The organism is Agromyces molybdatiresistens, from assembly GCF_052748445.2.
This window is the reverse complement of record NZ_CM188258.1, coordinates 3,831,650-3,852,419: the sequence shown is the minus strand read 5'-3', so window position 1 is coordinate 3,852,419 and position 20,770 is coordinate 3,831,650. Positions and strand designations below refer to the sequence as shown.

General features: G+C 72.4%; 21 protein-coding genes. 17 read left to right on the top strand and 4 right to left on the bottom strand.

What is annotated here, in order from left to right; genetic code table 11:
• Positions 1-75: 75 nt before the first annotated feature.
• From ACULK2_RS17875 to ACULK2_RS17855, 5 genes are all read left to right on the top strand, one after another.
• Positions 76-1,272, top strand: a complete 1,197-nt coding sequence (locus ACULK2_RS17875) for an adenylate/guanylate cyclase domain-containing protein (protein WP_445967799.1) — start codon at positions 76-78, stop codon at positions 1,270-1,272.
• 223 nt (positions 1,273-1,495) lie between these two features.
• Positions 1,496-3,061, top strand: a complete 1,566-nt coding sequence (locus ACULK2_RS17870; protein ID WP_445967800.1) for a Re/Si-specific NAD(P)(+) transhydrogenase subunit alpha — start codon at positions 1,496-1,498, stop codon at positions 3,059-3,061.
• A gap of 99 nt (positions 3,062-3,160) precedes the next feature.
• Positions 3,161-4,576, top strand: a complete 1,416-nt coding sequence (pntB, locus tag ACULK2_RS17865) for a Re/Si-specific NAD(P)(+) transhydrogenase subunit beta (RefSeq protein ID WP_445967801.1) — start codon at positions 3,161-3,163, stop codon at positions 4,574-4,576.
• 154 nt (positions 4,577-4,730) lie between these two features.
• On the top strand, positions 4,731-5,336 hold the full coding sequence (locus ACULK2_RS17860) for a DUF308 domain-containing protein (RefSeq protein ID WP_445967802.1): 606 nt from the start codon (positions 4,731-4,733) through the stop codon (positions 5,334-5,336).
• Positions 5,333-5,620: an ABC transporter ATP-binding protein gene (locus tag ACULK2_RS17855; RefSeq protein ID WP_445967803.1), complete on the top strand. Its 288-nt coding sequence runs from the start codon at positions 5,333-5,335 to the stop codon at positions 5,618-5,620. The genes ACULK2_RS17860 and ACULK2_RS17855 overlap by 4 nt, the downstream gene beginning before the upstream one ends.
• Positions 5,621-5,901: 281 nt before the next feature.
• Here the strand turns inward: ACULK2_RS17855 and purB are convergent, their stop codons facing one another.
• Complete coding sequence (gene purB, locus ACULK2_RS17850) at positions 5,902-7,287, bottom strand: adenylosuccinate lyase (RefSeq protein ID WP_445967804.1); 1,386 nt, start codon at positions 7,285-7,287, stop codon at positions 5,902-5,904.
• Positions 7,284-7,811: a low molecular weight protein-tyrosine-phosphatase gene (locus tag ACULK2_RS17845; RefSeq protein ID WP_445967805.1), complete on the bottom strand. Its 528-nt coding sequence runs from the start codon at positions 7,809-7,811 to the stop codon at positions 7,284-7,286. Before ACULK2_RS17845 ends, purB begins: the two co-directional genes overlap by 4 nt.
• A gap of 90 nt (positions 7,812-7,901) precedes the next feature.
• Here ACULK2_RS17845 and ACULK2_RS17840 point away from each other — a divergent pair, with 90 nt between their 5' ends.
• From ACULK2_RS17840 to ACULK2_RS17830, 3 genes are all read left to right on the top strand, one after another.
• Entirely contained in the window at positions 7,902-8,825 is a 924-nt protein-coding gene (locus ACULK2_RS17840) for an aminoglycoside phosphotransferase family protein (RefSeq protein ID WP_445967806.1), read from the top strand.
• Between the two features lie 135 nt (positions 8,826-8,960).
• Positions 8,961-9,290 carry a hypothetical protein gene (locus ACULK2_RS17835; RefSeq protein ID WP_445967807.1) on the top strand — a complete coding sequence of 110 codons (330 nt, stop codon included), beginning with the start codon at positions 8,961-8,963 and terminating at the stop codon, positions 9,288-9,290.
• Positions 9,287-10,795: a hypothetical protein gene (locus ACULK2_RS17830; protein WP_445967808.1), complete on the top strand. Its 1,509-nt coding sequence runs from the start codon at positions 9,287-9,289 to the stop codon at positions 10,793-10,795. Before ACULK2_RS17835 ends, ACULK2_RS17830 begins: the two co-directional genes overlap by 4 nt.
• Before the next feature lie 27 nt (positions 10,796-10,822).
• Here the strand turns inward: ACULK2_RS17830 and ACULK2_RS17825 are convergent, their stop codons facing one another.
• The gene (locus ACULK2_RS17825) at positions 10,823-11,203 is read right to left on the bottom strand and encodes a phage holin family protein (protein ID WP_445967809.1); all 381 of its coding nucleotides are present in this window, start codon (positions 11,201-11,203) and stop codon (positions 10,823-10,825) included.
• Between the two features lie 52 nt (positions 11,204-11,255).
• Between ACULK2_RS17825 and ACULK2_RS17820 the strand changes: the two genes are divergently transcribed.
• Genes ACULK2_RS17820 through ACULK2_RS17805 form a run of 4 tightly spaced genes read left to right on the top strand, consistent with a single transcriptional unit; the run spans position 11,256 to position 16,011 of the window.
• Positions 11,256-12,338 carry a histidinol-phosphate transaminase gene (locus ACULK2_RS17820; RefSeq protein ID WP_445967810.1) on the top strand — a complete coding sequence of 361 codons (1,083 nt, stop codon included), beginning with the start codon at positions 11,256-11,258 and terminating at the stop codon, positions 12,336-12,338.
• A gap of 43 nt (positions 12,339-12,381) precedes the next feature.
• Positions 12,382-13,515 carry a thiamine pyrophosphate-dependent dehydrogenase E1 component subunit alpha gene (locus ACULK2_RS17815; protein WP_445967811.1) on the top strand — a complete coding sequence of 378 codons (1,134 nt, stop codon included), beginning with the start codon at positions 12,382-12,384 and terminating at the stop codon, positions 13,513-13,515.
• A 59-nt stretch (positions 13,516-13,574) separates the two neighbouring features.
• The gene (locus ACULK2_RS17810; RefSeq protein WP_445968215.1) at positions 13,575-14,540 is read left to right on the top strand and encodes an alpha-ketoacid dehydrogenase subunit beta; all 966 of its coding nucleotides are present in this window, start codon (positions 13,575-13,577) and stop codon (positions 14,538-14,540) included.
• A gap of 43 nt (positions 14,541-14,583) precedes the next feature.
• Complete coding sequence (locus ACULK2_RS17805; protein WP_445967812.1) at positions 14,584-16,011, top strand: dihydrolipoamide acetyltransferase family protein; 1,428 nt, start codon at positions 14,584-14,586, stop codon at positions 16,009-16,011.
• Between the two features lie 54 nt (positions 16,012-16,065).
• Here ACULK2_RS17805 and ACULK2_RS17800 read toward each other — a convergent pair whose 3' ends face one another.
• The gene (locus tag ACULK2_RS17800) at positions 16,066-16,563 is read right to left on the bottom strand and encodes a GNAT family N-acetyltransferase (RefSeq protein WP_445967813.1); all 498 of its coding nucleotides are present in this window, start codon (positions 16,561-16,563) and stop codon (positions 16,066-16,068) included.
• A gap of 118 nt (positions 16,564-16,681) precedes the next feature.
• On the opposite strand from ACULK2_RS17800, the gene ACULK2_RS17795 reads away from it, so the two are divergent.
• The 5 genes from ACULK2_RS17795 to ACULK2_RS17775 are packed head-to-tail and all read left to right on the top strand — an operon-like array spanning position 16,682 to position 20,722.
• The gene (locus ACULK2_RS17795; protein ID WP_445967814.1) at positions 16,682-17,737 is read left to right on the top strand and encodes a metal ABC transporter substrate-binding protein; all 1,056 of its coding nucleotides are present in this window, start codon (positions 16,682-16,684) and stop codon (positions 17,735-17,737) included.
• A 4-nt stretch (positions 17,738-17,741) separates the two neighbouring features.
• On the top strand, positions 17,742-18,509 hold the full coding sequence (locus ACULK2_RS17790) for a metal ABC transporter ATP-binding protein (RefSeq protein WP_445967815.1): 768 nt from the start codon (positions 17,742-17,744) through the stop codon (positions 18,507-18,509).
• 13 nt (positions 18,510-18,522) lie between these two features.
• Complete coding sequence (locus ACULK2_RS17785; RefSeq protein WP_501044941.1) at positions 18,523-19,479, top strand: metal ABC transporter permease; 957 nt, start codon at positions 18,523-18,525, stop codon at positions 19,477-19,479.
• Positions 19,479-20,321 (top strand): metal ABC transporter permease, encoded by an 843-nt coding sequence (locus ACULK2_RS17780; protein WP_445967817.1) that lies wholly within the window; start codon positions 19,479-19,481, stop codon positions 20,319-20,321. The genes ACULK2_RS17785 and ACULK2_RS17780 overlap by 1 nt, the downstream gene beginning before the upstream one ends.
• Positions 20,318-20,722 (top strand): Fur family transcriptional regulator, encoded by a 405-nt coding sequence (locus ACULK2_RS17775; protein WP_445967818.1) that lies wholly within the window; start codon positions 20,318-20,320, stop codon positions 20,720-20,722. Before ACULK2_RS17780 ends, ACULK2_RS17775 begins: the two co-directional genes overlap by 4 nt.
• The last annotated feature ends 48 nt before the right edge of the window (positions 20,723-20,770 follow it).

The following is a 20,770-nucleotide window of genomic DNA, read 5'->3' as shown; positions in this document are numbered from 1 at the left end:
GAGCACTCGGTCGATAGTAGAACGCCTTGCACGGAATCCGAACAGTCGACGACCGAGCGGACTAGGCTGAACCGCGTGAGCTGGTTCTCACGCGACGAGGCGGCGGAACGCGCCGGCGTCGACGGACCGTACGTCGATCGCCTGGTCGAACTCGGCATCGTTGCACCCGACCAGCCGGGTCGATTCTCGGCGGGCGACGTGCGTCGGGTCCTCCTCGCCCGATCGCTCGAGGATGCCGCGGTCCCCATCGAACGCGTCGCCGCGGCGGTCGAGCGCGGTGCGCTCTCGGTCGGATTCCTCGACGCCGAGGCGTACGAGCGATTCGCCCCGCTCGCGGGCGAGACCTTCCAGCAGGTCAGCGAGCGCACCGGCGTGCCGCTCGAGCTCCTGACCACCATCCGGGAGGCGATCGGGTCGCCGCCGCCCGCGCCCGACGACCCGATGCGCGAGGACGAGCTGGCGGTCGTGCCGTTCCTCGAGCTGCAGTTCGCCGAGGGGTTCCGGCCGACGGCGATCGAGCGTCTGCTCCGGGTGCACGGCGAGAGCACGCGGCGCATGGCCGAGGCCGAGGGAGCATGGTGGAACTCCGAGGTCGTCGATCCCGCGATCGCCGCCGGCAAGGGGCCCGACGAGATCGCGAACCCCGAGTTCGCCGACCGGAGCGCTCCGCTCGCCGAGCAGGCGGTGCTGGGGCTCTACCACGCGCAGCAGGCGCGCGCGTGGACCGCCAACATCATCGAGGGGTTCGAGGTGCTCATGGCGAAGGCGGGCATCCACAGCCACCTCGACCGTCCGCCGGCCATCTGCTTCTTCGACATCACCGGGTACACGCGGCTCACCCAGGAACGCGGCGACGAGGCGGCCGCCGACCTCGCGGCGACGCTGGCGCGTCTCGTGCAGCGCGGATCGGTGCGACACGGCGGCAAGCCCATCAAGTGGCTGGGCGACGGGGTGATGTTCCACTTCCGGGAGCCGGGGCCCGCCGTGCGGGCGGGGCTCGAGATGGTGGACGAGCTCACGAGCGCCGGACTTCCGCCCGCCCACGTCGGCCTCCATTCCGGACCTGTGCTGTACCAGCAGGGCGACTACTTCGGTCAGACGGTGAACCTCGCCTCCCGCATCGCCGACTACGCACGTCCCGGCGAGGTGCTCGTCACCCAGGTCGTCGCCGAGGCGGGCGACGAACGCGGGATCGTCTTCCGCGACGTCGGCCCGGCGGAACTGAAGGGGGTCTCCCTCCCGATGCATCTCTTCCGAGCCGAGTTCGCGTAGCGTGCCCCGCACGCGATCGTCCACTTTCCGATTCTCGAAAGAACGGCCGCTCTTTCGACGTCATGCGGGGCGAAACATGGAGTCACCGACATCCGTGCACCTAAAGTGATCGCGTGCAGCACCGTCGCCGCTCCGGCCCCCACCGGACGACGGGCTCGCACGGATCCGTCCACGAGGTGCCGCATCGCATCGACTGACGGTCGAGCGATGAGAGGGAGTACGCATGACGCGCATCGGCGTCGTCACCGAGCAGGGCTCGGAGACCCGGGTCGCCGCCACGCCGGCGACCGCGAAGCAGTTGATCGGCCTGGGCTACGAGGTCGTCGTCGAGGCGGGAGCGGGCGAGCGATCGTCGTTCCCGGATGACGCCTACGTCGCCGTCGGCGCCGGTCTCGTCACCCGCGAGGCCGCGTTCGCCAGCGACGTCGTGCTCAAGGTGAACCAGCCCACGCCCGACGAGATCGCGGCGCTCTCCCCCGGCACGACGCTCATCGGCCTGCTGAGCCCGGCCCTCCGGCCGGACCTGCTCGCGGCGCTCTCGGCGCAGGGCGTCACCGCGCTCGCACTCGATGCGGTGCCGCGCATCTCGCGCGCGCAGTCGATGGACGTGCTGAGCTCCATGGCGAACATCGCCGGCTACCGGGCGGTCGTCGAGGCCGCGCACGAGTTCGGCCGGTTCTTCACCGGTCAGGTGACCGCGGCCGGCAAGGTGCCGCCCGCGAAGGTGCTCGTGGCCGGAGCGGGCGTGGCGGGGCTCGCGGCGATCGGCGCGGCATCCAGCCTCGGCGCGATCGTGCGCGCCACCGACCCGAGACCCGAGGTCGCCGACCAGGTCAAGTCGATCGGCGGCGAGTACCTGAAGGTCGAGGTCGAGGTCGAGCAGTCGACCGACGGGTACGCGAAGGCGACGAGCGAGGCGTACGACCGGCGTGCGGCGGAGATCTACTCCGAGCAGGCGCACGACGTCGACATCATCATCACGACCGCATTGATCCCGGGCCGCCCGGCACCTCGGCTGATCACGGCGGCGGATGTCGCGTCGATGAAGCCGGGAAGCGTGATCGTGGACATGGCCGCCGCGATGGGCGGCAACGTCGAGGGCTCGGTCGCGGGCGAACGGACCGTCACGCCGAACGGCGTGATCATCCTCGGCTACACCGACCTCGCGTCGCGGTTGCCCGCGCAGGCCTCCCAGCTGTACGGCACGAACCTCGTGAACCTCGTCAAGCTGCTGACGCCCGGCAAGGACGGCCGGCTCGTCATCGACTTCGACGACGTCGTGCAGCGCGGGGTCACGGTCGTCCGCGACGGCGAGACGACGTGGCCGCCGCCGCCCGTGCAGGTCTCCGCCGCCCCACCGGCTGCGGGCGCTCCGAGCGCGGCGGATGCCGCGGCATCCGCCGCAGGCCCGAAGCCCAAGCGCACGCTCTCGAAGGGCGGCCGCGCCGCGCTGATCGGCGTCGGCATCGCCGTGCTGTTCCTGGTGAACGCGATCGCGCCGGCCCCGCTGCCCCAGCACTTCACGGTGCTCGCGCTGTCGATCGTGGTCGGCTTCTACGTGATCGGGAAGGTCGCGCACGCGCTGCACACCCCGCTGATGAGCGTGACGAACGCGATCTCGGGCATCATCATCGTCGGCGCCATCCTGCAGGTCACCAGCGAGGTGCCGGTCGTGCAGGTGCTCTCCGCGATCGCGATCCTGATCGCGAGCATCAACATCTTCGGTGGCTTCGCGGTCACCAGGCGCATGCTCGGCATGTTCGCCAAGGGCGACCGGACAACGACGTGAGCGCGCCATCCCCTGCCGGCGCGTTCGCCCCTGCGACCTCCGCCCCCGCGACCGCCGCCTGCGCGGCGAACCCGATGACGTTCCCGAGGAGCCCCGAGCGTGCCTGAGACCCTGATCACCCCCGAATCCATCGCGGGCGCCGCGTACCTGGTCGCGGCCCTGCTGTTCATCCTGTCCCTGGCCGGCCTGTCGAAGCACGAGACCGCCAAAGCCGGTGTCGGCTACGGCATCGCCGGGATGGCCATCGCCCTGGTCGCGACGATCTGGCTCACCTTCCAGGGCGCCTGGGGCGAACCGGCCGCGATGACCGGCCTCGGCCTGCTGGTCGTGACCGTGCTGGTCGGCGGCGCGATCGGGCTCTGGCGGGCCCGGGTCGTGCAGATGACCGGCATGCCCCAGCTCATCGCGCTGCTGCACAGCTTCGTCGGCCTCGCCGCCGTGCTCGTCGGCTGGAACGGCGCCCTCGCCGAACCGCACCTCGAGGGCGCCCTCCTCGACATCCACCACGCCGAGGTCTTCATCGGCGTCTTCATCGGCGCGGTCACCTTCACCGGATCGATCGTCGCGTTCCTGAAGCTCTCGGGGCGGATGAAGTCCGCGCCGCTCGTCCTGCCGGGCAAGAACGCCCTGAACCTCGGCGCCATCGTCGCGTTCGTCGTGCTCACCGTCTGGTACGTGATCACGCCCGAGCTGTGGCTGCTCGTCGTGGTGACGGCCCTCGCCCTCGCGCTCGGCTGGCACCTGGTCGCCTCGATCGGCGGCGGCGACATGCCCGTCGTGGTGTCGATGCTGAACAGCTACTCCGGCTGGGCGGCCGCGGCCGCGGGCTTCCTGCTGAACAACGACCTGCTCATCGTGACCGGCGCGCTCGTGGGTTCCTCGGGTGCGTACCTGTCGTACATCATGTGCCGCGCCATGAACCGGTCGTTCATCTCGGTCATCGCCGGCGGGTTCGGCATCGAGGCGCCCAGGAAGGGCGACGACGACCTCGGCGAGCATCGGGAGATCGTGGCCGAGGATGCCGCTGAGATGCTGAAGAACGCCTCGAGCGTGGTCATCACCCCCGGGTACGGGATGGCGGTCGCGCAGGCCCAGTACCCGGTCGCGGAACTGACGGCGAAGCTCCGCGAACGCGGCATCGACGTGCGCTTCGGCATCCACCCCGTCGCCGGCCGCCTCCCCGGGCACATGAACGTCCTCCTCGCCGAGGCGAAGGTGCCCTACGACATCGTCGAGGAGATGGACGAGATCAACGACGACCTCGGCTCGACGTCCGTCGTGCTCGTGATCGGCGCGAACGACACGGTCAATCCCGCCGCGGCCGAGGACCCGGGCAGCCCGATCGCCGGCATGCCCGTGCTCCGCGTCTGGGAGGCCGACAACGTCATCGTGTTCAAGCGCTCGATGGCGTCGGGCTATGCGGGCGTGCAGAACCCGCTGTTCTTCCGCGACAACGCGCAGATGCTCTTCGGCGACGCCAAGGAGCGCGTGGAGGACATCCTCAAGGCGCTCTGATCCCGGTCGGGGTGGCGCCGGTCGGTGACCGGCTGAGACGGTGACGGATGCCGCGGCTCGCGTCGCGGCATCCGTCCCGCCGTGGCGGTGCCCAGCATCCTCTCGAACGCGGCGCGCGTAGGATTGAACGGTTCCCCATCCGAAAGAGGTCGCCGTGGCCGAAGCCCGCGATACCGCGCCCGAGCGCGCAGGCGCCTGGCTGCTCCCGGTGATCCGTGGAGCGCTCGCCATCGTCCCGTCCGTGGTGATCACGTTCTCGCAGGACCACTCGGCCGCCCTCGGCCTCGCCGTGTTCGGCTGGTGGGCGCTCGTGGCCGGCGTCGTGGTGGGCGCGCTGTCGGCGCGGCTGGTGGCCGACCGCCTGGCGCGCTGGACGTTCGTCGCGAACGGCGTGATCACCGCCACCGCCGGGCTCGTCGCCATCTGGCTGGCCGGAACCCCCTCGGCCGGTGTCGCCACCTTCACGTTCACCGTGGCCGTGTGGGCGGCCGTCACCGGCATCCTGGAGCTCTTCGCCGGCATCCGGGCGCGCGGCCGGGTCGCCGCCGCGCGCGACTGGCTGGCCGTCGGCGGGCTCACCGCCGCCCTGGCTCTCGTGTTCGTCATCTTCCCGCTCGATCCGGTCACCGCGGTGGGCCTCCTCGGCGCCTACCTCGTCGTGACCGGCGTGCTGCTCGTGATCGGCGGGTTGTCGTTGAAATGGGCCGCGACCGGGCCGGCGGGCGCCGGCGACGCGGCATCCGGATCGGAGCGATCGTGACCAACTCCCCCGACGGCGGCTACCGTCCGAGCCGGCGCGACGTGCTGCGCCCCATCGAGTACGTGGGCGGCGCCGCGATCGCGGCCGTGTTCACCGCATTCATCGTGCTGTTCGGCACGCGTGACTGGACCATCACGCTGATCACCCTCGGCGGCGTCTTCATCATCGTGCTGATGGTGCTCGCCCTCCTGTCGATGACCGTGAAGCCCAACGCGGGTGAGCACGGCGACGGCTCTGGCGGCGACCCCGAGCGCCGCCAGGGCGGCGACCGCTCGGGCCACTAGCCCCCGCGCGGACCACGCGGGCCTCCGCGCACCCGCGCGCCCGCGCCCGCGTCCGCAGGCCCGCATGCCCGAACGCGCGAACGCGCCCGCGAGCCCGCATGCCCGAACGCGCCCGCGAGCCCGCCCGCCCGATCGAGTGCGATTTCTGCGGTGGAGGCCGATCCGTCCGGTACTCCAACGCAGAAACCGCACTCCAACGTTGGCGCAGGGCGTGAGCGCAGCGCATGAGCGCCGGGCGTGAGCGCAGCGCGCGCAGGAGGCTGGCGCAGCTGCGCCGGGCGTCAGTCGCGCAGGCGGTCGACCAGCGGGTCGGCGATGCCCGTGTAGGTCGCGGGCGTCAGCGCGAGCAGGCGCTGCTTCGCGTCGTCGGAGATGTCGAGCCCGCCGACGAACTCGGCCAGCTCGGTCGCGCCGACGCGCTTGCCGCGCGTGAGCTCCTTCAGCAGCGCGTAGGGATCCTCGATCGACGAGCGGCCGGCCGCGACCTCGGCGCGGATCACGGTCTGGATCGCCTCGCCGAGCACCTCCCAGTTGCCGTCGAGGTCGGCGAGCAGCAGCGCGCGGTCGAGGTCGATCTCGCCGAGGCCGCGCAGGATGTTGTCGAGCGCGAGCACCGAGTGGCCGAAGCCGACGCCGATGTTGCGCTGCGAGCTCGAGTCGGTGAGGTCGCGCTGGAGGCGCGAGGTGACGAGCGTCGCGGCGAGCGAGTCGAGGATCGCCGACGACAGCTCGAGGTTCGCCTCGGCGTTCTCGAAGCGGATCGGGTTGACCTTGTGCGGCATGGTCGACGACCCCGTCGCACCGGCGGCCGGGATCTGCCGGAAGTAGCCGAGCGAGATGTACGTCCAGATGTCGGTGGCGAGGTTGTGCAGCACGCGGTTCGCGTGCGAGATGCGGCCGTAGAGCTCGGCCTGCCAGTCGTGGGACTCGATCTGGGTGGTGAGCGGATTCCAGGTGAGGCCGAGGCCCTCGACGAACTCGCGCGAGACCGTGGGCCAGTCGACGGATGGCGCGGCCACGACGTGGGCCGAGAACGTGCCGGTCGCGCCCGAGAACTTGCCGAGGTACTCGGTCGCCTCGACCTGGCGGAGGATCCGCTCGAGGCGGTACGCGACGACCGCGAGCTCCTTGCCCATGGTCGTCGGGGTCGCCGGCTGGCCGTGCGTGCGCGAGAGCATCGCGGCGTCGCGGTGCTCGTGGGCGAGCCCGACGAGCTTCGCGATCACGGCCCGGTACTTCGGCAGCCACACCTGGGCGACGGCGTCGCGCACGGTGAGGGCGTAGGAGAGGTTGTTGATGTCCTCGCTCGTGCACGCGAAGTGCGTGAGCTCGGCGAGGTTCGAGAGGCCGAGCTCGTCGAGCCTGCCGCGCACGAAGTACTCGACGGCCTTCACGTCGTGGCGCGTCGTCGCCTCGACGCGCGCGAGCTCGTCGATGTCGGCCTGGCCGAAGTCGGTGACGACCGCGCGGAGCGCCTGCTTCGCGTCATCCGCCAGCGGGCTCGTCCCGAAGAAACCGCGATCGGTCTGAGCGATGAGCCATTCGATCTCGACGTGCACGCGCGCGCGGTTCAGGCCCGCCTCGGACAGGTGCTCGCCGAGTTCGCCGACGGCGGCGCGGTAGCGCCCGTCGAGCGGGCTGAGCGGCTGGGGAGGCAGCGAAGTCATCGGGTTCCTTGTCTGAGAGCCGGCGCGAGTTGCCGGAAGAGCGCCTGAGTCGACCGCTCTATCATCCCAAGAACCCGGTCGAAGGTCGCATCGTCGCTGTAGTACGGGTCCGGGACGTCCTGCAGGGCGGCGAGCTCGGGGTCGAACTCGAGCAGGAGCCGCACCTTGTGCGCGTCGACCGTCGTGCGCGCCCAGTTGCGCAGCACGCGCGACTGCCCGCGGTCGAACGCGACCACGAGGTCCAGCATCGGGAAGTCCTCGGGGTCGAACTGGCGTGCGCGATGGCGGCTGCCGTCGTACCCGGCGCGCTCGAGCGCCTCGAGCGTTCGATGGTCGGCCTGCTCCCCCACGTGCCAGTCGCCGGTCGCCGCCGACTCGATCTCGAGTCGGTCGCCGAGCCCCGCGCGTTCGGCGAGAGCGCGCAGTACGACCTCCGCCATCGGAGACCGGCAGATGTTGCCGGTGCACACGAACGAGACACGGAAGCGCTGCGCGGAGTCCCCGGCCGGGTCCGCAGGCGTCATGGAACCCTATTCTGGACCGAATCCGGTGGTTCCGGACAGAGCGGGATCGGGTGCGGGTATTCCGCGGCGCCCCGCGAGAGGGGGTCTGTCGTGGCGGATGCACCCGACGCCGACGTCGAGGTCGAGGTCGACGCCGAGCTCGTCGCGAGGCTCGTCGCGGCGCAGCATCCGTCCTTCCTGGGGCCGGTCCGTCCGGTCGCCGTGGGGTGGGACAACGCGATCTTCCGGCTGGGCGATCGATGGGCGGTGCGGATGCCGCGGCGCGCGCTCGGAGACCGGAACGTGCGGCACGAGCAGCGGTGGCTCGCACGGGTGGCGGCCGCGCTTCCGCCCGGGGTGGCTTCCCCGGTCCCGGTCGCGGCGGGCGTGCCGGGCGACGGCTACCCGTACGCGTGGAGCATCACGCCGTGGTTCCACGGCGAGGCCGCGGCATCCGTCGACCCGGCCGGGCGCACCGACGTCGCCGAGGCGCTGGCGGAGACGATCGTCGCGCTCGGCCGTCCGGCGCCGGCCGACGCGCCGCCGAACCCGTACCGCGGCGTGCCCCTCGTCGCGCGTGACGACGTGGTCGCGGAGCGCCTGGCGTCGGGCCGGCTCGAACGGGTCGTGGCGACGGATGCCGCCGCGCTCGCCGGGGTGTGGGCGGATGCGCTCGCGGCGCCCGCGTGGCCGGGGCCGCCGCGGTGGGTGCACGGCGACCCGCACCCCGGGAACCTGCTCGTCCGGGCGGGCTCGGGTGGAGCGCTTCGCCTGACGGCGCTGCTGGACTTCGGCGACCTGACGTCGGGCGACCCGGCGACGGACCTCGCGGCGGCGTGGCTCGTGTTCGACACCGCTGGGCGGGAGCGGTTCCGCAGCCGGGTCGAGGCGATGCGGGCGACGGATGCCGCGGACTGGACCCGTGCGCGCGGGTGGGCGCTCGCGATGGGCTCGGCGATCGTCGACACCGTGGGCGTGGACGGGCCGATCGGACGGGTCGGCGCGCATGCGCTGGAGCAGGTGCTGCTGGACTGAGGTGCCCGGAAAGGGGCCACATGCCGCTCGTCGCGTCGTTGCCGAGCCGTCCTCCCCATCACACGGTCCGCCGCGTACACCACGTGAACCGGTGACCACGCCCGCAGCGGTCGTCGCCGGGAGCACGATCTCGGAGTGGTCCCCTTCGCCTCCTCCCCCGTCGTCCGGCTCGATGAGCTCGAGCGGGCGCTCCTCGCCGTCCGGCGTCTCCGCGTCGAGGTCGAGCACGTCCGTCCCGGGCTCGTGCTCGAGCGGATCGAGGGCTGGCACGCCGACGCGGCCGACCTCTACGCCGAGCGGGCGAGCGAACTGCGCTACGCCCTCGCCGGCGCCGAGCGGGCGCTGCTCGACGCGGAGGGACGACTCGCGGTCGAGCGGGAGCGGGCGCGCGACGCCGTCACGGCCGCGGCGCTGGCCGCGGCGACACCGGATCGACCGGTGTCCTGGATGGGAGGGGGTCGATGAGCGACCTGACGGTCCGGAGCGGCGCGCGCTACTCCGTCGAGACAGATGCGCTCATCGCCGAGGCCGTTCGGCTCTCCGCCGTGTCGCATCTCGTCGAGGGCTGGACGACCCGCGCGGCGCTGCTGCGCGCCGAGGCCGAGGGACTCGGCGACGCCGGCGGCGATCGGGGCGCGGCGATCGACCTCGACACCGCACACGCCGGTTTCGCCGCCGCGGTCGATGCCGCCTCGAGCCTGTCCTCCAACCTGGGGCTCAGCGCCGCTCGCTACGCGCTCACCGAGGAGGCGGTCGCGGGGCTCGCCGCAGCGGGCCGCCGGGTCGCCGCCGGCCTCGCCGACCTCGCGGTGTCCGGGCTGGCGCTGCCCGTCCTCTCGACCGGGGCGATCTCTCTCGGGCTCATCGCGCAAGCCGGCGTCATCCCGCTGCTCTTCGATCGCGAGCGCTCCCTCGCCGCGGTCGAAGCGGTGCTCGGCGAGCACGGCCTGCCGCTCCTGTCCGAGCCCGCCTTCGTGGGCCTCGTGCGCGCCGCGGCCGACCAGGCCGACGAGTTCCTCGCGGGTCTCTTCCGGATACCGGGCCTGTTCGCCGTCGGGGACGGACTCGACGCCCCGGAGAACGCAAGCCTGCTGCTCGCAGCCGCCGGCGTCGTCGGGCTCGTCACCGGCTCGCGCGCGCTTCGCGAGACGTCGCTCGCCGACCCGGTGCAGGTGGGTCCGCCGCAGGCCCACGGCCGCCGACGCGCGGAGCCCGGTGCGGGACCGCCCGGCCCGGACGCCGACGACGCGCCGCTCCCGCCCGCCGGCATCGAGGACCTCGCCGAACGCATCCCGCCGTCCGACGAGGGCGGACCGCAGGTGCGCATCGAGCGCTACGACACCGCCGACGGCAGTCGCTGGATCGTGTACTCGGCCGGCACGGCCGACTTCGGCCTGACGCCCGACGAGGAGCCGTACGACATGACCGCCAACCTGCACGGCGTCGCCGGGGCGTCCGCCCTGCACGACCTCATCGGACTGCCGAACGAGGCGGCCGCATCGGAACGGGCGGTGCGGGCGGCGATGGCGGCGGCGGGAGTGGCGGCCGGTGACCCGGTGATGGTGGTCGGCCATTCGGCGGGCGGGATGGTGGCCGCGAACCTGGCGGCGGATCCCGACCTCGACGTCGTCGCGGCCGTCAACTTCGGCGGTCCCGTGGCCCAGGTGGCGACCGGCACGACGCCGGTGCTCTCGGTCGGGCATGACGAGGACTTCGTCCACGCGACGGCCGGGTCGGGCGTCCCCGCCCGCGGACGCATCGAGGTCGGGTTGAGCGCCGGGCCGCTCGACCCCGGTCCGGGCGAGGCCGTGCCCGCGCACGCGATGGAGCGCTACGTCGGTGCAGCGGGACAGGTCGACGGTTCCGCGGACGAGCGGCTCGTCGGGTTCCGCGGCCTCGTGACCGGGTTCACCGCCGGCGCGACCACGTCGGAGGTCTCGTACTGGCGGGCCGAGCGGGAGGGCCGGTAGCCGGTGGCGCCGGCGGACGGAAGGCCCTCAGTCCGAGGGGCGGACCACGAGCCCGATGAGCCAGCTGATGAGGCCGAGCACCAGCGCGCCCAGCACGCCCCACCAGAATCCGTCGACCTCGAGGCCGAAGCCCATGAGGCCGCTGATCCAGTCGACCAGCAGGAGCAGCAGCCCGTTGACGATGAACGAGATGAGCCCCAGCGTCAGCACGTAGAGCGGGAATCCGACGATGCGGATGAACGTGCCGATCGTCGCATTGACGATGCCGAAGATCGCGGCGATGAGGAGGTACGTGATCACCGTCGCGATCTCGGTGTCCTCGTACGGCACGACACTGACACCGGACACGATGAGCGTCGTGAGCCACAGCGCGAACGCGACGACGACGACCTTCAGGAGGAAGCGCATGCCTCCACTATGGCAGCGGGCCGACATCGGGCGAAGGGGTACGGTGGATGCCGTGACCGCATCGGAGCCCACGACCGCGCAGGTGCGCCTGCGCCCCGAGATCGCCGCCCTCCCGCCGTACCGCCAGGGCCGACCGGCTCCCGCCGACGGCTTCAAGCTGTCCAGCAACGAGAATCCCTGGCCGCCGATCGCCGCGGTCCAGGCGGCCATCGCCACCGCCGCGACCGAGGTCAACCGCTATCCGGATGCCACGGCCCTCACGCTCCGCGAGCGACTCGCCGATCGCTACGGCGTCACGTCCGACGAGGTGCTGGTCGGCGCGGGCTCGGTGTCGCTCCTCGCTCAGTTCGTGCTCGCCGCGGCCGCTCCCGGCGACGAGGTCGTCTACTCGTGGCGCTCGTTCGAGGCCTACCCCGGGCTCGTGACCGTCGCGGGAGCGTCGAGCGTCCAGGTCCCGAACCGTCCCGACCACGGTCACGACCTCGACGCGATGGCTGCGGCCGTGACCGACCGCACGCGCGCCGTGATCGTCTGCTCCCCCAACAACCCGACCGGCGTCCCGGTCTCCGCCGAGGAGTTCGAGCGGTTCATGGAGCGGGTGCCCGTCGACCGGCTCGTGCTGCTCGACGAGGCCTACGCGGAGTTCGTGCGGGACGAGGCATCCGTCGACGGCAGCTCGCTCATCGGGCGCTATCCGAACCTCGTCGTCCTCCGGACCTTCTCGAAGGCGTACGGGCTCGCCGGCGTCCGCGTGGGCTACGCGATCGGGCCGGTGCCGATCCTCGACGCCGCCCGTTCGACGGCCATCCCCCTCGGCGTGACCGCCGTGGCGACGGCTGGCGCGCTCGCCGCGCTCGAGCCCGCGAACGAGGTCGAGCTGCTCGGTCGCGTCGACGCGCTCGCCGAGCGGCGCGACGCGCTGCGCGAGGCGCTCATCGCGCAGGGCTGGCCGATCCCGGCTGCGCAGGGCAACTTCGTCTGGCTGCCGACCGGTGAGCGCACCGCCGAGGTCGCCGAGGCGCTCTTCGAGGGCGGCATCGTCGCGCGCGCGTTCCCGGGCGACGGCATCCGGGTCTCGGTCGGCGAGCCGGAGTCTGTGGACGTACTCCTAAGGCTTCTGAAGGAGCTTGTCTGACCTCCACAAGAAGGGCCCCCCACCGAGCGGGTACCGTGGAACGGTGGCAGCCCTCTCACGCGACTTCACCGCTCCGACGGTCCAGCTCCTGACGCCCGAGGGCGACCTGCGTCCGACGCCCGAGGCGGAGGCCTACCTCCCCCTCGTCGAGGCGCTGCCGGACGCCGCGCTCGAGCAGTTCTACCGCGACATGGTCGTATCGCGCCGGCTCGACGTGACCGGCGCGAACCTCCAGCGCCAGGGCCAGCTCGCGCTCTGGGTGCCGAGCCACGGCCAGGAGGCGGCCCAGGTCGGCTCAGCACGCGCCGCTCGCCCGCAGGACCACATCTTCCCCTCCTACCGCGAGCACGTCGTCGGCATGATCCGCGGGCTCGACCCGGTCGCCGTCCTGAAGCTCCTGCGCGGCGTGACGCTGGGCGGCTGGAAGCCGGAGGAGAACGGCAACTTCCACCTCTACACGCTCGTGCTCGCGTCGCAGACGCTGCACGCGACGGGCTACGCGATGGGCCTTCAGTTCGACGGGGCGACCGCGACCGGCGACCCCGAGGCGGATGCCGCGGTGCTCGTCTACTACGGAGACGGTGCCACGTCGCAGGGGGACGCCAGCGAGGCGCTCGTCTTCGCATCGAGCTACAGGACGCCGCAGGTCTTCTTCGTGCAGAACAACCAGTGGGCGATCTCCGTGCCGGTCTCGCGCCAGTCGCGCAGCCCGCTCTCGCTCCGCGGCGGCGGCTTCGGCATGCCCGGCATCCGGATCGACGGCAACGACGTGCTCGCGAGCTACGCCGTGACCCGGCAGGCGCTGGAGGGGGCGCGCGCGGGCGAGGGCCCGTCCTTCATCGAGGCCGTGACCTATCGCATGGGCGCACACACGACGGCCGACGACCCCACCAAGTACCGCACCGACGACGAGGTCGCGTACTGGACCGCCCGTGATCCGATCGCCCGGTTCCGTACGTGGCTCGAGGGTCGCGGCGCGTCCGCGGAGTTCTTCGACGGCGTCGACGAGGAGGCGGCGGATGTCGCAGCCGGCGTCCGCACTCGGGCACTCGAGATCACCGCACCCCCGCGCGCCGACATCTTCGCCCACGTCTACAGCGAGCCGCACCCCGTGATCGACGCGCAGTCGGCATGGCTCGAGGAGTACGAGAACTCGTTCGAGGGAGGCCACGCATGACGGTCGAGACGATCGCCGGTGCACCGGCGGAGACGCCCGAGTTGCGCGGTGTGCACACGATGTCGATGGCGAAGGCCATCAACGCGGGTCTCGCCGAGGCACTGCGCAACGACCCGAAGGTCCTGCTCATGGGCGAGGACATCGGCGCGCTCGGCGGCGTGTTCCGCGTGACCGAGGGCCTGCTCGCCGAGTTCGGCGACCGCCGCGTGCTCGACAGCCCGCTCGCCGAGTCGGGCATCGTCGGTACCGCGATCGGCATGGCGATGCGCGGGTACCGCCCCGTCCTCGAGATCCAGTTCGACGGCTTCATCTTCCCCGCCTTCGACCAGATCACGACCCAGCTCGCGCGCATGAACGTGCGGCACGACGGCGGGATGCCGATGCCCGTCGTGATCCGCGTGCCGTACGGCGGCCACATCGGCTCGATCGAGCACCACCAGGAGAGCCCCGAAGCCTACTTCGCGCACACGCCGGGGCTGCGTGTCGTCAGCCCCTCCTCGCCGCACGACGCGTACTGGATGATCCAGGAGGCGATCGCGTCGAACGACCCGGTGCTCTTCTTCGAGCCGAAGAGCCGCTACTGGCCGAAGGGGCCGGTCGACCTCGACCACGCGGGCCTGCCGCTCCACGCGAGCCGCGTCGTGCGCCGCGGCGACGACGTGACGGTGGTCGGGCACGGCGCCATGGTCGCCACGCTCCTTCAGGCCGCCGACATCGCCGCCGAGGAGGGCCGGAGCCTCGAGGTCGTCGACCTGCGCTCGCTCTCTCCCATCGATTTCGGGCCGATCGTCGACTCGGTGCAGCGCACCGGACGCCTCGTGGTCGCGCAGGAGGCGTACGGCTTCGTGAGCGTGGGGTCCGAGATCGCGGCGACCGTCGCCGAGCGGGCCTTCTACTCGCTCGAGGCGCCGGTGCTGCGGGTGTCGAGCTTCGACACGCCCTTCCCGCCGGCGGCGCTCGAGACGGAGTACCTGCCGAGCGCGGATCGCGTGCTCGAGGCCGTCGACCGTTCACTGTCCTACTGATCGCGCGTCGCTTCCGACCGCACCGACGAACCTGAGGAGCACGATGAGCGAGATCCGATTCCCGCTTCCCGACGTGGGCGAGGGCCTGACCGAGGCCGAGATCGTGCAGTGGCGCGTCGCGCCCGGCGACCGCATCTCGCTCGACCAGGTGTTCGTCGAGATCGAGACCGCGAAGTCGCTCGTCGAGCTGCCGAGCGCGTTCGAGGGCACCGTGTCGGAGCTCCTGGTCGAGGAGGGACGGACGGTCGACGTCGGCACGCCGATCCTGGTGATACAGACGGATGCCGCTTCCGGCATGTCTTCACCCGATGCGGCGCCGGCTCCGGCGGCCGACGCACCGGTCGCAGCACCGGCGGCCCCCGCCGAGGCCACACCGGTGCCGGCGCCGACGGGCGACGAGGGCGGCGCCGTGCTCGTCGGACACGGCAGCAGCGGCCCGACGCAGAGCCGCCGTCGCCGGCACCCCGCCCCGGGCGGCGCGCACGAGCACCTCGCTCCCCCGCCCGCTCCCCCGACGCCGGCACCCGCCGCTCCCGCTCCGGCCCGGCCGGCCGCCTCGGCTGCGGCGACGGAGACCCCCGCTCGCCCCGCCGAGCGGCACGACGACGGTGTTCCCGTGATCGCGAAGCCTCCGATCCGCAAGCTCGCGAAGGACCTCGGCGTCGACCTCTCCCGCGTCGCGCCGACCGGCCCGATCGGCGACATCACGCGCGACGACGTGATCCGCGAGGCGAGCCAGGCGAGTGTCTTCCGCAACATCCAGACCCCCGAACTGCCCGCCGACCGTGAGACGCGCATCCCGGTCAAGGGCGTGCGCAAGGCGATCGCGCAGACCATGGTGCAGAGCGCGTACTCTGCGCCGCATGTGTCCGTGTTCGTCGATGTCGATGCCACACGCACGATGGAGTACGTCAAGCGCCTCAAGGCCTCCCCCGACTTCGCGGGAGTCCGGGTCTCGCCGCTGCTCATCATGGCGAAGGCCATGATCTGGGCGGCCCGCCGGAACCCGACGGTCAACGCGCAGTGGACCGACGAGGAGATCATCGTCAAGCACTACGTGAACCTCGGCGTCGCAGCGGCGACTCCGCGCGGGCTCATCGTGCCGAACGTCAAGGAGGCGCAGGCGATGACGATGGTCGAGCTCGCGACCGCGCTCGAGCAGCTGACGCTCACCGCGCGCGAGGGCAAGACGCAGCCCGCCGAGATGCAGGGCGGCACGATCACGATCACGAACATCGGCGTCTTCGGCATGGACACCGGTACGCCGATCCTCAACACCGGCGAGGTCGCGATCGTCGCCCTCGGCACGATCAGGCAGAAGCCGTGGGTGGTCGACGGCGAGGTGCGGCCGCGCTACGTGACGACCATCGGCGGCTCGTTCGACCACCGCGTGGTCGACGGCGACGTGGCCAGCCGCTTCCTCGCGGACGTGGCCTCGATCATCGAGGAGCCGGCACTGCTGCTCGAGTAGGCGCGGACGGACCGACGTCGCCTGACGCCCGCTGGGAACCCCGGCGGGAGCCGTTCAGAGGCGGATCTCGTACGCCACGTCGTCGTCGGTTCGGCCGACCTCGAACAGGCCGGCCTGCTCGAGCACGCGCCGGGCGGGCAGGTTGGCGATCTCGCACTCGGCGCGCGCGACGAGCGCGCCGGCGTCGCGGAGCCGTGCGACGGCGGCTTCCACGACGTGGAGGGACAGGCCCTCGCCGCGGGCGGCCGGGACGAGGCCGAAGGCGAACTCGACGGCGCCGCGATCGTCGGGCGGTCCGAACAGGTTGACGCCGCCGACGGCGACGCCCTCCTCCCCGTCGGGGCCGAGGCGGCGCACGAGGTACGGGCCGAAGGGCGCCGGGTCGCCGTCGCGCTGCGCTGCGCGGACGTACTCGGCCAGCAGATCGGGCTCGTCGGTGAACGAGTAGCCGCCCTCCCACCCGTCGGCGGGGTCGACGTGGCCGTCGAGGAGACGCTCGGCGTCGGCGGGGGTGAACGGGTGCAGGGTGATGGGGCTCGTGGTCGTTTCCACGGCTGACACTCTCGCATGGACGACCGACGAACGACAGTCCCAGTCCACAGAACGTCATGCGAACGGCAGGCTCCAGCTGGTTTTGACAATCATTATCAATAAGCCGTACGCTCGAGTCATGCCCATCGCATCGTCCCGCACCGCCCGCCTGTCCGCACTCGCCGTCGGTGCGGCATCCGTCACCCTGCTCGCGGGGTGCGCGACGCCCGGCGCCTCGGAGGGCGACGGCGTGCAGGTGGTCGCCACGACGACGCAGGTCGAGGACTTCGCGCGCGAGGTGGCGGGGGAGTCGGCCGACGTGACCGGCCTCCTCGAACCGGGGCAGAGCGCGCACTCGTTCGACCCGTCCGCCGCGCAGCTGCTCGCGCTCGGATCGGCCGACGCCCTGGTGGTCAACGGCGCCGGGCTCGAGTCGTGGATCGACGACGCCGTGGCGGCCTCCGGGTTCGACGGCGTGCTGATCGACGCGAGCACCGGCATCGAGCTCGAGGCGACCGACGACGACCACGCGCACGACCACGGTGAGGCGGCCGAGGACGACCACGCCGACGATGAGCATGCGGAGGAGGAGCACGCCGAGGACGCGCACGACCACGCCGACGGCAATCCGCACATCTGGACCGACCCGGTGCTCGCCGAGCGTATGGTCGAGAACATCGCCGACGGGCTCGCCGGGGTTCCGGGCATCGATGCCGGCGCCGTCCTCGGGAACGCCGACGAGTACACCGCGGAGCTCGAGGCGCTCGACGCCTGGATCGGCGAGAACGTCGCGCCGGTCCCCGTCGAGGGCCGCCTGCTCGTGACCAACCACGACGCGTTCACCTACTTCCTCCACGCGTACGACATCACCTTCGTCGGCAGCGTGATCCCGAGCTTCGACGACAACGCCGAGCCGAGTGCGGCGGAGATCGATGCGCTCGTCGCGAGCATCGAGGAGACCGGGGTGCAGGCGGTGTTCTCGGAGGCGTCCATCTCGCCGAAGGCCGCCGAGACGATCGCGGAGGAGGCCGGCGTCGCCGTCTACTCCGGTGAGGACGCGCTCTACGGCGACTCGCTCGGCCAGCCCGGCTCCGAGGGTGAGACCTACATCGGGAGCCAGGTGCACAACCTGCGGCTCATCCTCGAGTCGTGGGGCGTCGAACCTTCCCCGCTGCCCGCCGTGCTGGGAGGATGACGGCATGACCGATTCGCGCTCCGTCCTCGTCCTGGAGGATGCCGCGTTCCGGCACCCGGGCGGGGCGGGCGTCAGCGGGCTCCGACTCTCGGTCGCGCCCGGCGAGGCGGTCGCCGTCATCGGGCCGAACGGCGCCGGGAAGTCGACGCTGCTCCGTGGCATCCTCGGTCTCGTCCCGCTCGCTGCGGGCGCGATGCGCGTCGGCGGAACCGAACATGCCGCGGACGGCAGGATCGGTTTCCTGCCGCAGTCCTCGGAGCTCGATCCGGACTTCCCGATCAACCTCGAGCAGGTGGTCATGCAGGGTCGATACCGCCGGCTCGGCCTGCTCGGCTGGCCCGGCCGACGGGACCGCGAGGTCGTGCGCGGCGCGCTCGAGACCGTGGGGCTCGCGGACCGCGCGCGCCGGCGGTTCGGGGAGCTCTCGGGCGGGCAGCGGCAACGCGGGATGCTCGCGCGCGCGCTCGCCTCCGAGCCCGCCCTGCTGCTGCTCGACGAGCCGTTCAACGGACTCGACCAGGCCAACCGCGAGGCGCTCGTCGACACCATCCGCACGCTCAAGGCGAGGGGCGTCGCCATCATCGTGTCGACCCACGACCTCGAGCTCGCCCGGGAGGTCTGCGACACCGTCCTGCTGGTGAACGGCACCCAGGTCGGCTGCGGGCCGGTCGAGGACGCACTGACCCTCGAGAACGTGCAGGAGTGCTTCGAGGGCGTCGGCGTCGAGATCGACGAGCACACCCTGGTCGTCCCCGGCCACGAGGGTCATTGATGCCGGAGCGGGCATGCGACCGGGGGAGTGGTCCGCGGTGAGCCTCGGCGACATCCTCTTCGGCGCATTCGCACTGCCCTTCATGGGGCGTGCCCTGCTCGTGCTCGTCGTGCTGTCCGTCGTCGCAGGCATCGTCGGGGTGCTCGTGAACCTGCGCGGCCTCGAGTTCATCAGCGACGGCCTCACGCACGCGGTGTTCCCCGGGCTCGCCATCGGGTTGGCGGTGGGCGGCACGGCGGGCCTCGTGCCGGGCGCGGCGATCGCCGCCCTCATCGGGGCGGTGCTGCTGACCCTCTTCGTGCGAGCGGGGGTGACCTCCGACGCCGCGGTCGCGGTCGTGCTCACCGCGACGTTCAGCGTCGGAGTGATCGTCGTGTCGCGCAGCGACGACTACGCGGGAGAGCTCGAGGCGCTGCTGTTCGGTCGGGTGCTCACGATCGCGCCGGATGACGTCGTTCCGCTCCTGGTCGTCTCGCTCGTCGCGGCGCTCGCGGTGGGCGCGACCCTCAAGCAGCAGCTCTTCCGAGCCTTCGATCCCCAGGGCAGCCGTGCCGCCGGCGATCGCGGGCTCGCGCTCGACCTCGTGCTCAACGCGTCGATCGCGCTCGTCGTGGTCGCGGGCGCCAGCACGGTCGGGACGCTCCTCGTCCTCGCCCTCCTCATCGTCCCCGGGGCGTCCGCCCGCCTCGCGACCGTCCGCCTCTGGTGGCTCTTCCCGATCGCCGCGGCGGTCGGGGCGATCAGCGCCTGGCTGGGGCTCGCGGTCGGGTACGGCGCATCCGTCGGCGCGGGGGTCGACCTGCCCGCCGGCAGCACCGTGGTGGCCGTCTTCGTGGTGGTCTACGCGCTCATGCTCGGCACGCGCGTGGTGCGGGACAGGATCGTCGGCCGGCCCGCGACGCCGGCATGGTCGAGCGGGCCGGTCGCGTCGTCCCGTCGGACCGACGGCGCACGGGCGGGGGAGCGCTGATGGGCTACTTCGAACGCGCACTGCTCGCCGCCGTCGTGATCGGCGCCGGCGCGGGCTTCGTCGGCGCGCTGGTCGTGATGCGCCGGCGGACGTTCTTCGCCCAGGCGCTGACGCACGCCACCTACCCGGGGGCGGTCGCCGCCGCCGCGCTCGGCCTCAGCGTGCCGCTCGGGGCGGCCGTGGCATCCGTCGCCATCGTCGCCGTGGTCGCCGCCATCGCCCGCGTCCGGCACCAGGGAGCCCAGGTCGCCGCGGGCATCGTCCTCACGGGCGGCTTCGCTGCCGGCGCCCTGCTGCAGGCCGTGATCCCCGGCATCCCGGTCCGCCCCGAGTCGCTGCTCGTCGGGTCGATCCTCACGGTCACCGACGCGGACATCGCGCTCGCCGCCGCGGTGCTCGTCGGCGCGGTCGTGCTCGTCGCGGCGTTCGGCCCGCGGATCGCGTTCTCGACGTTCGACCCCGACGGCTTCCTGGCGGCGGGGTTCCGCGAGTGGCCGGTCGAGCTGCTCGTGCTCGGGCTGACCGCGGCATCCGTCGTCAGTTCCCTCCCGGCGGTCGGCGCCATCCTCGCCATCGCGCTCATCGCGGCCCCGGCGGCCGCGGCCCGCCTGGTCGTCTCGACGTACCGAGGCGTCCTCCTCGCGGCGCCCGTCATCGGCGCGGCCGCCGGCGTGGTCGGCGTGCTCGCCTCGCGCGCGCTCGCCGTCGCCGCCGGCCCCGCCATCGCGCTCGCGGCGACGGCGTTCTTCCTCATCGCGCTCGGCGGCTCACAGCTGCGCCGACTACCCTCGAGGCGGGCTCCGATACCGGTGGAGACCGCGGAGGACGCACGGATCGCATGAAACGGAACACCTGGCAGCGCGAGGCGGTGCGCGACGCGCTCGACGGAACCGAGGGGTTCATCAGCGCGCAGGCGCTGCACTCGGCGCTGCACGCGAGCGGCTCGCCGATCGGCCTGGCGACCGTGTACCGCGCGCTCGGCGACCTCGCCGCGAGCGGCGACGCCGACTGCCTGCAGTCGCCCGAGGGCGAGGCGATCTACCGCGCGTGCAGCACCGGCCACCACCATCACCTGATCTGCCGCAACTGCGGCCTCACGGTCGAGATCGCGGCCGACGAGGTCGAGACGTGGGCCCAGCGCGTGGCCGCCGAGCAGGGATTCACCGCTCCGGCGCACGTCGTCGACGTGTTCGGCCTCTGCGCCGAGTGCACGCGGCAGACCGCGGAGGGCGCGCGGGGCTGAGGCGCTCGCCGAGGGCGGCCGGAAGCCGGAGCTCTGCGCCGAACGGAA

What these genes read in the sequence shown, in the direction of transcription:
- ACULK2_RS17870 (WP_445967800.1), top strand. Translation starts at nt 1,496, where the DNA reads ATGACGCGCATCGGCGTCGTCACCGAGCAGGGCTCGGAGACCCGGGTC.
- ACULK2_RS17790 (WP_445967815.1), top strand. Translation starts at nt 17,742, where the DNA reads ATGACCGATTCGCGCTCCGTCCTCGTCCTGGAGGATGCCGCGTTCCGG.
- ACULK2_RS17775 (WP_445967818.1), top strand. Translation starts at nt 20,318, where the DNA reads ATGAAACGGAACACCTGGCAGCGCGAGGCGGTGCGCGACGCGCTCGAC.
- ACULK2_RS17805 (WP_445967812.1), top strand. Translation starts at nt 14,584, where the DNA reads ATGAGCGAGATCCGATTCCCGCTTCCCGACGTGGGCGAGGGCCTGACC.
- ACULK2_RS17825 (WP_445967809.1), bottom strand. Translation starts at nt 11,203, where the DNA reads ATGCGCTTCCTCCTGAAGGTCGTCGTCGTCGCGTTCGCGCTGTGGCTC.
- purB (WP_445967804.1), bottom strand. Translation starts at nt 7,287, where the DNA reads ATGACTTCGCTGCCTCCCCAGCCGCTCAGCCCGCTCGACGGGCGCTAC.
- ACULK2_RS17795 (WP_445967814.1), top strand. Translation starts at nt 16,682, where the DNA reads ATGCCCATCGCATCGTCCCGCACCGCCCGCCTGTCCGCACTCGCCGTC.
- ACULK2_RS17830 (WP_445967808.1), top strand. Translation starts at nt 9,287, where the DNA reads ATGAGCGACCTGACGGTCCGGAGCGGCGCGCGCTACTCCGTCGAGACA.
- ACULK2_RS17810 (WP_445968215.1), top strand. Translation starts at nt 13,575, where the DNA reads ATGTCGATGGCGAAGGCCATCAACGCGGGTCTCGCCGAGGCACTGCGC.
- ACULK2_RS17780 (WP_445967817.1), top strand. Translation starts at nt 19,479, where the DNA reads ATGGGCTACTTCGAACGCGCACTGCTCGCCGCCGTCGTGATCGGCGCC.
- ACULK2_RS17785 (WP_501044941.1), top strand. Translation starts at nt 18,523, where the DNA reads ATGCGACCGGGGGAGTGGTCCGCGGTGAGCCTCGGCGACATCCTCTTC.
- ACULK2_RS17845 (WP_445967805.1), bottom strand. Translation starts at nt 7,811, where the DNA reads ATGACGCCTGCGGACCCGGCCGGGGACTCCGCGCAGCGCTTCCGTGTC.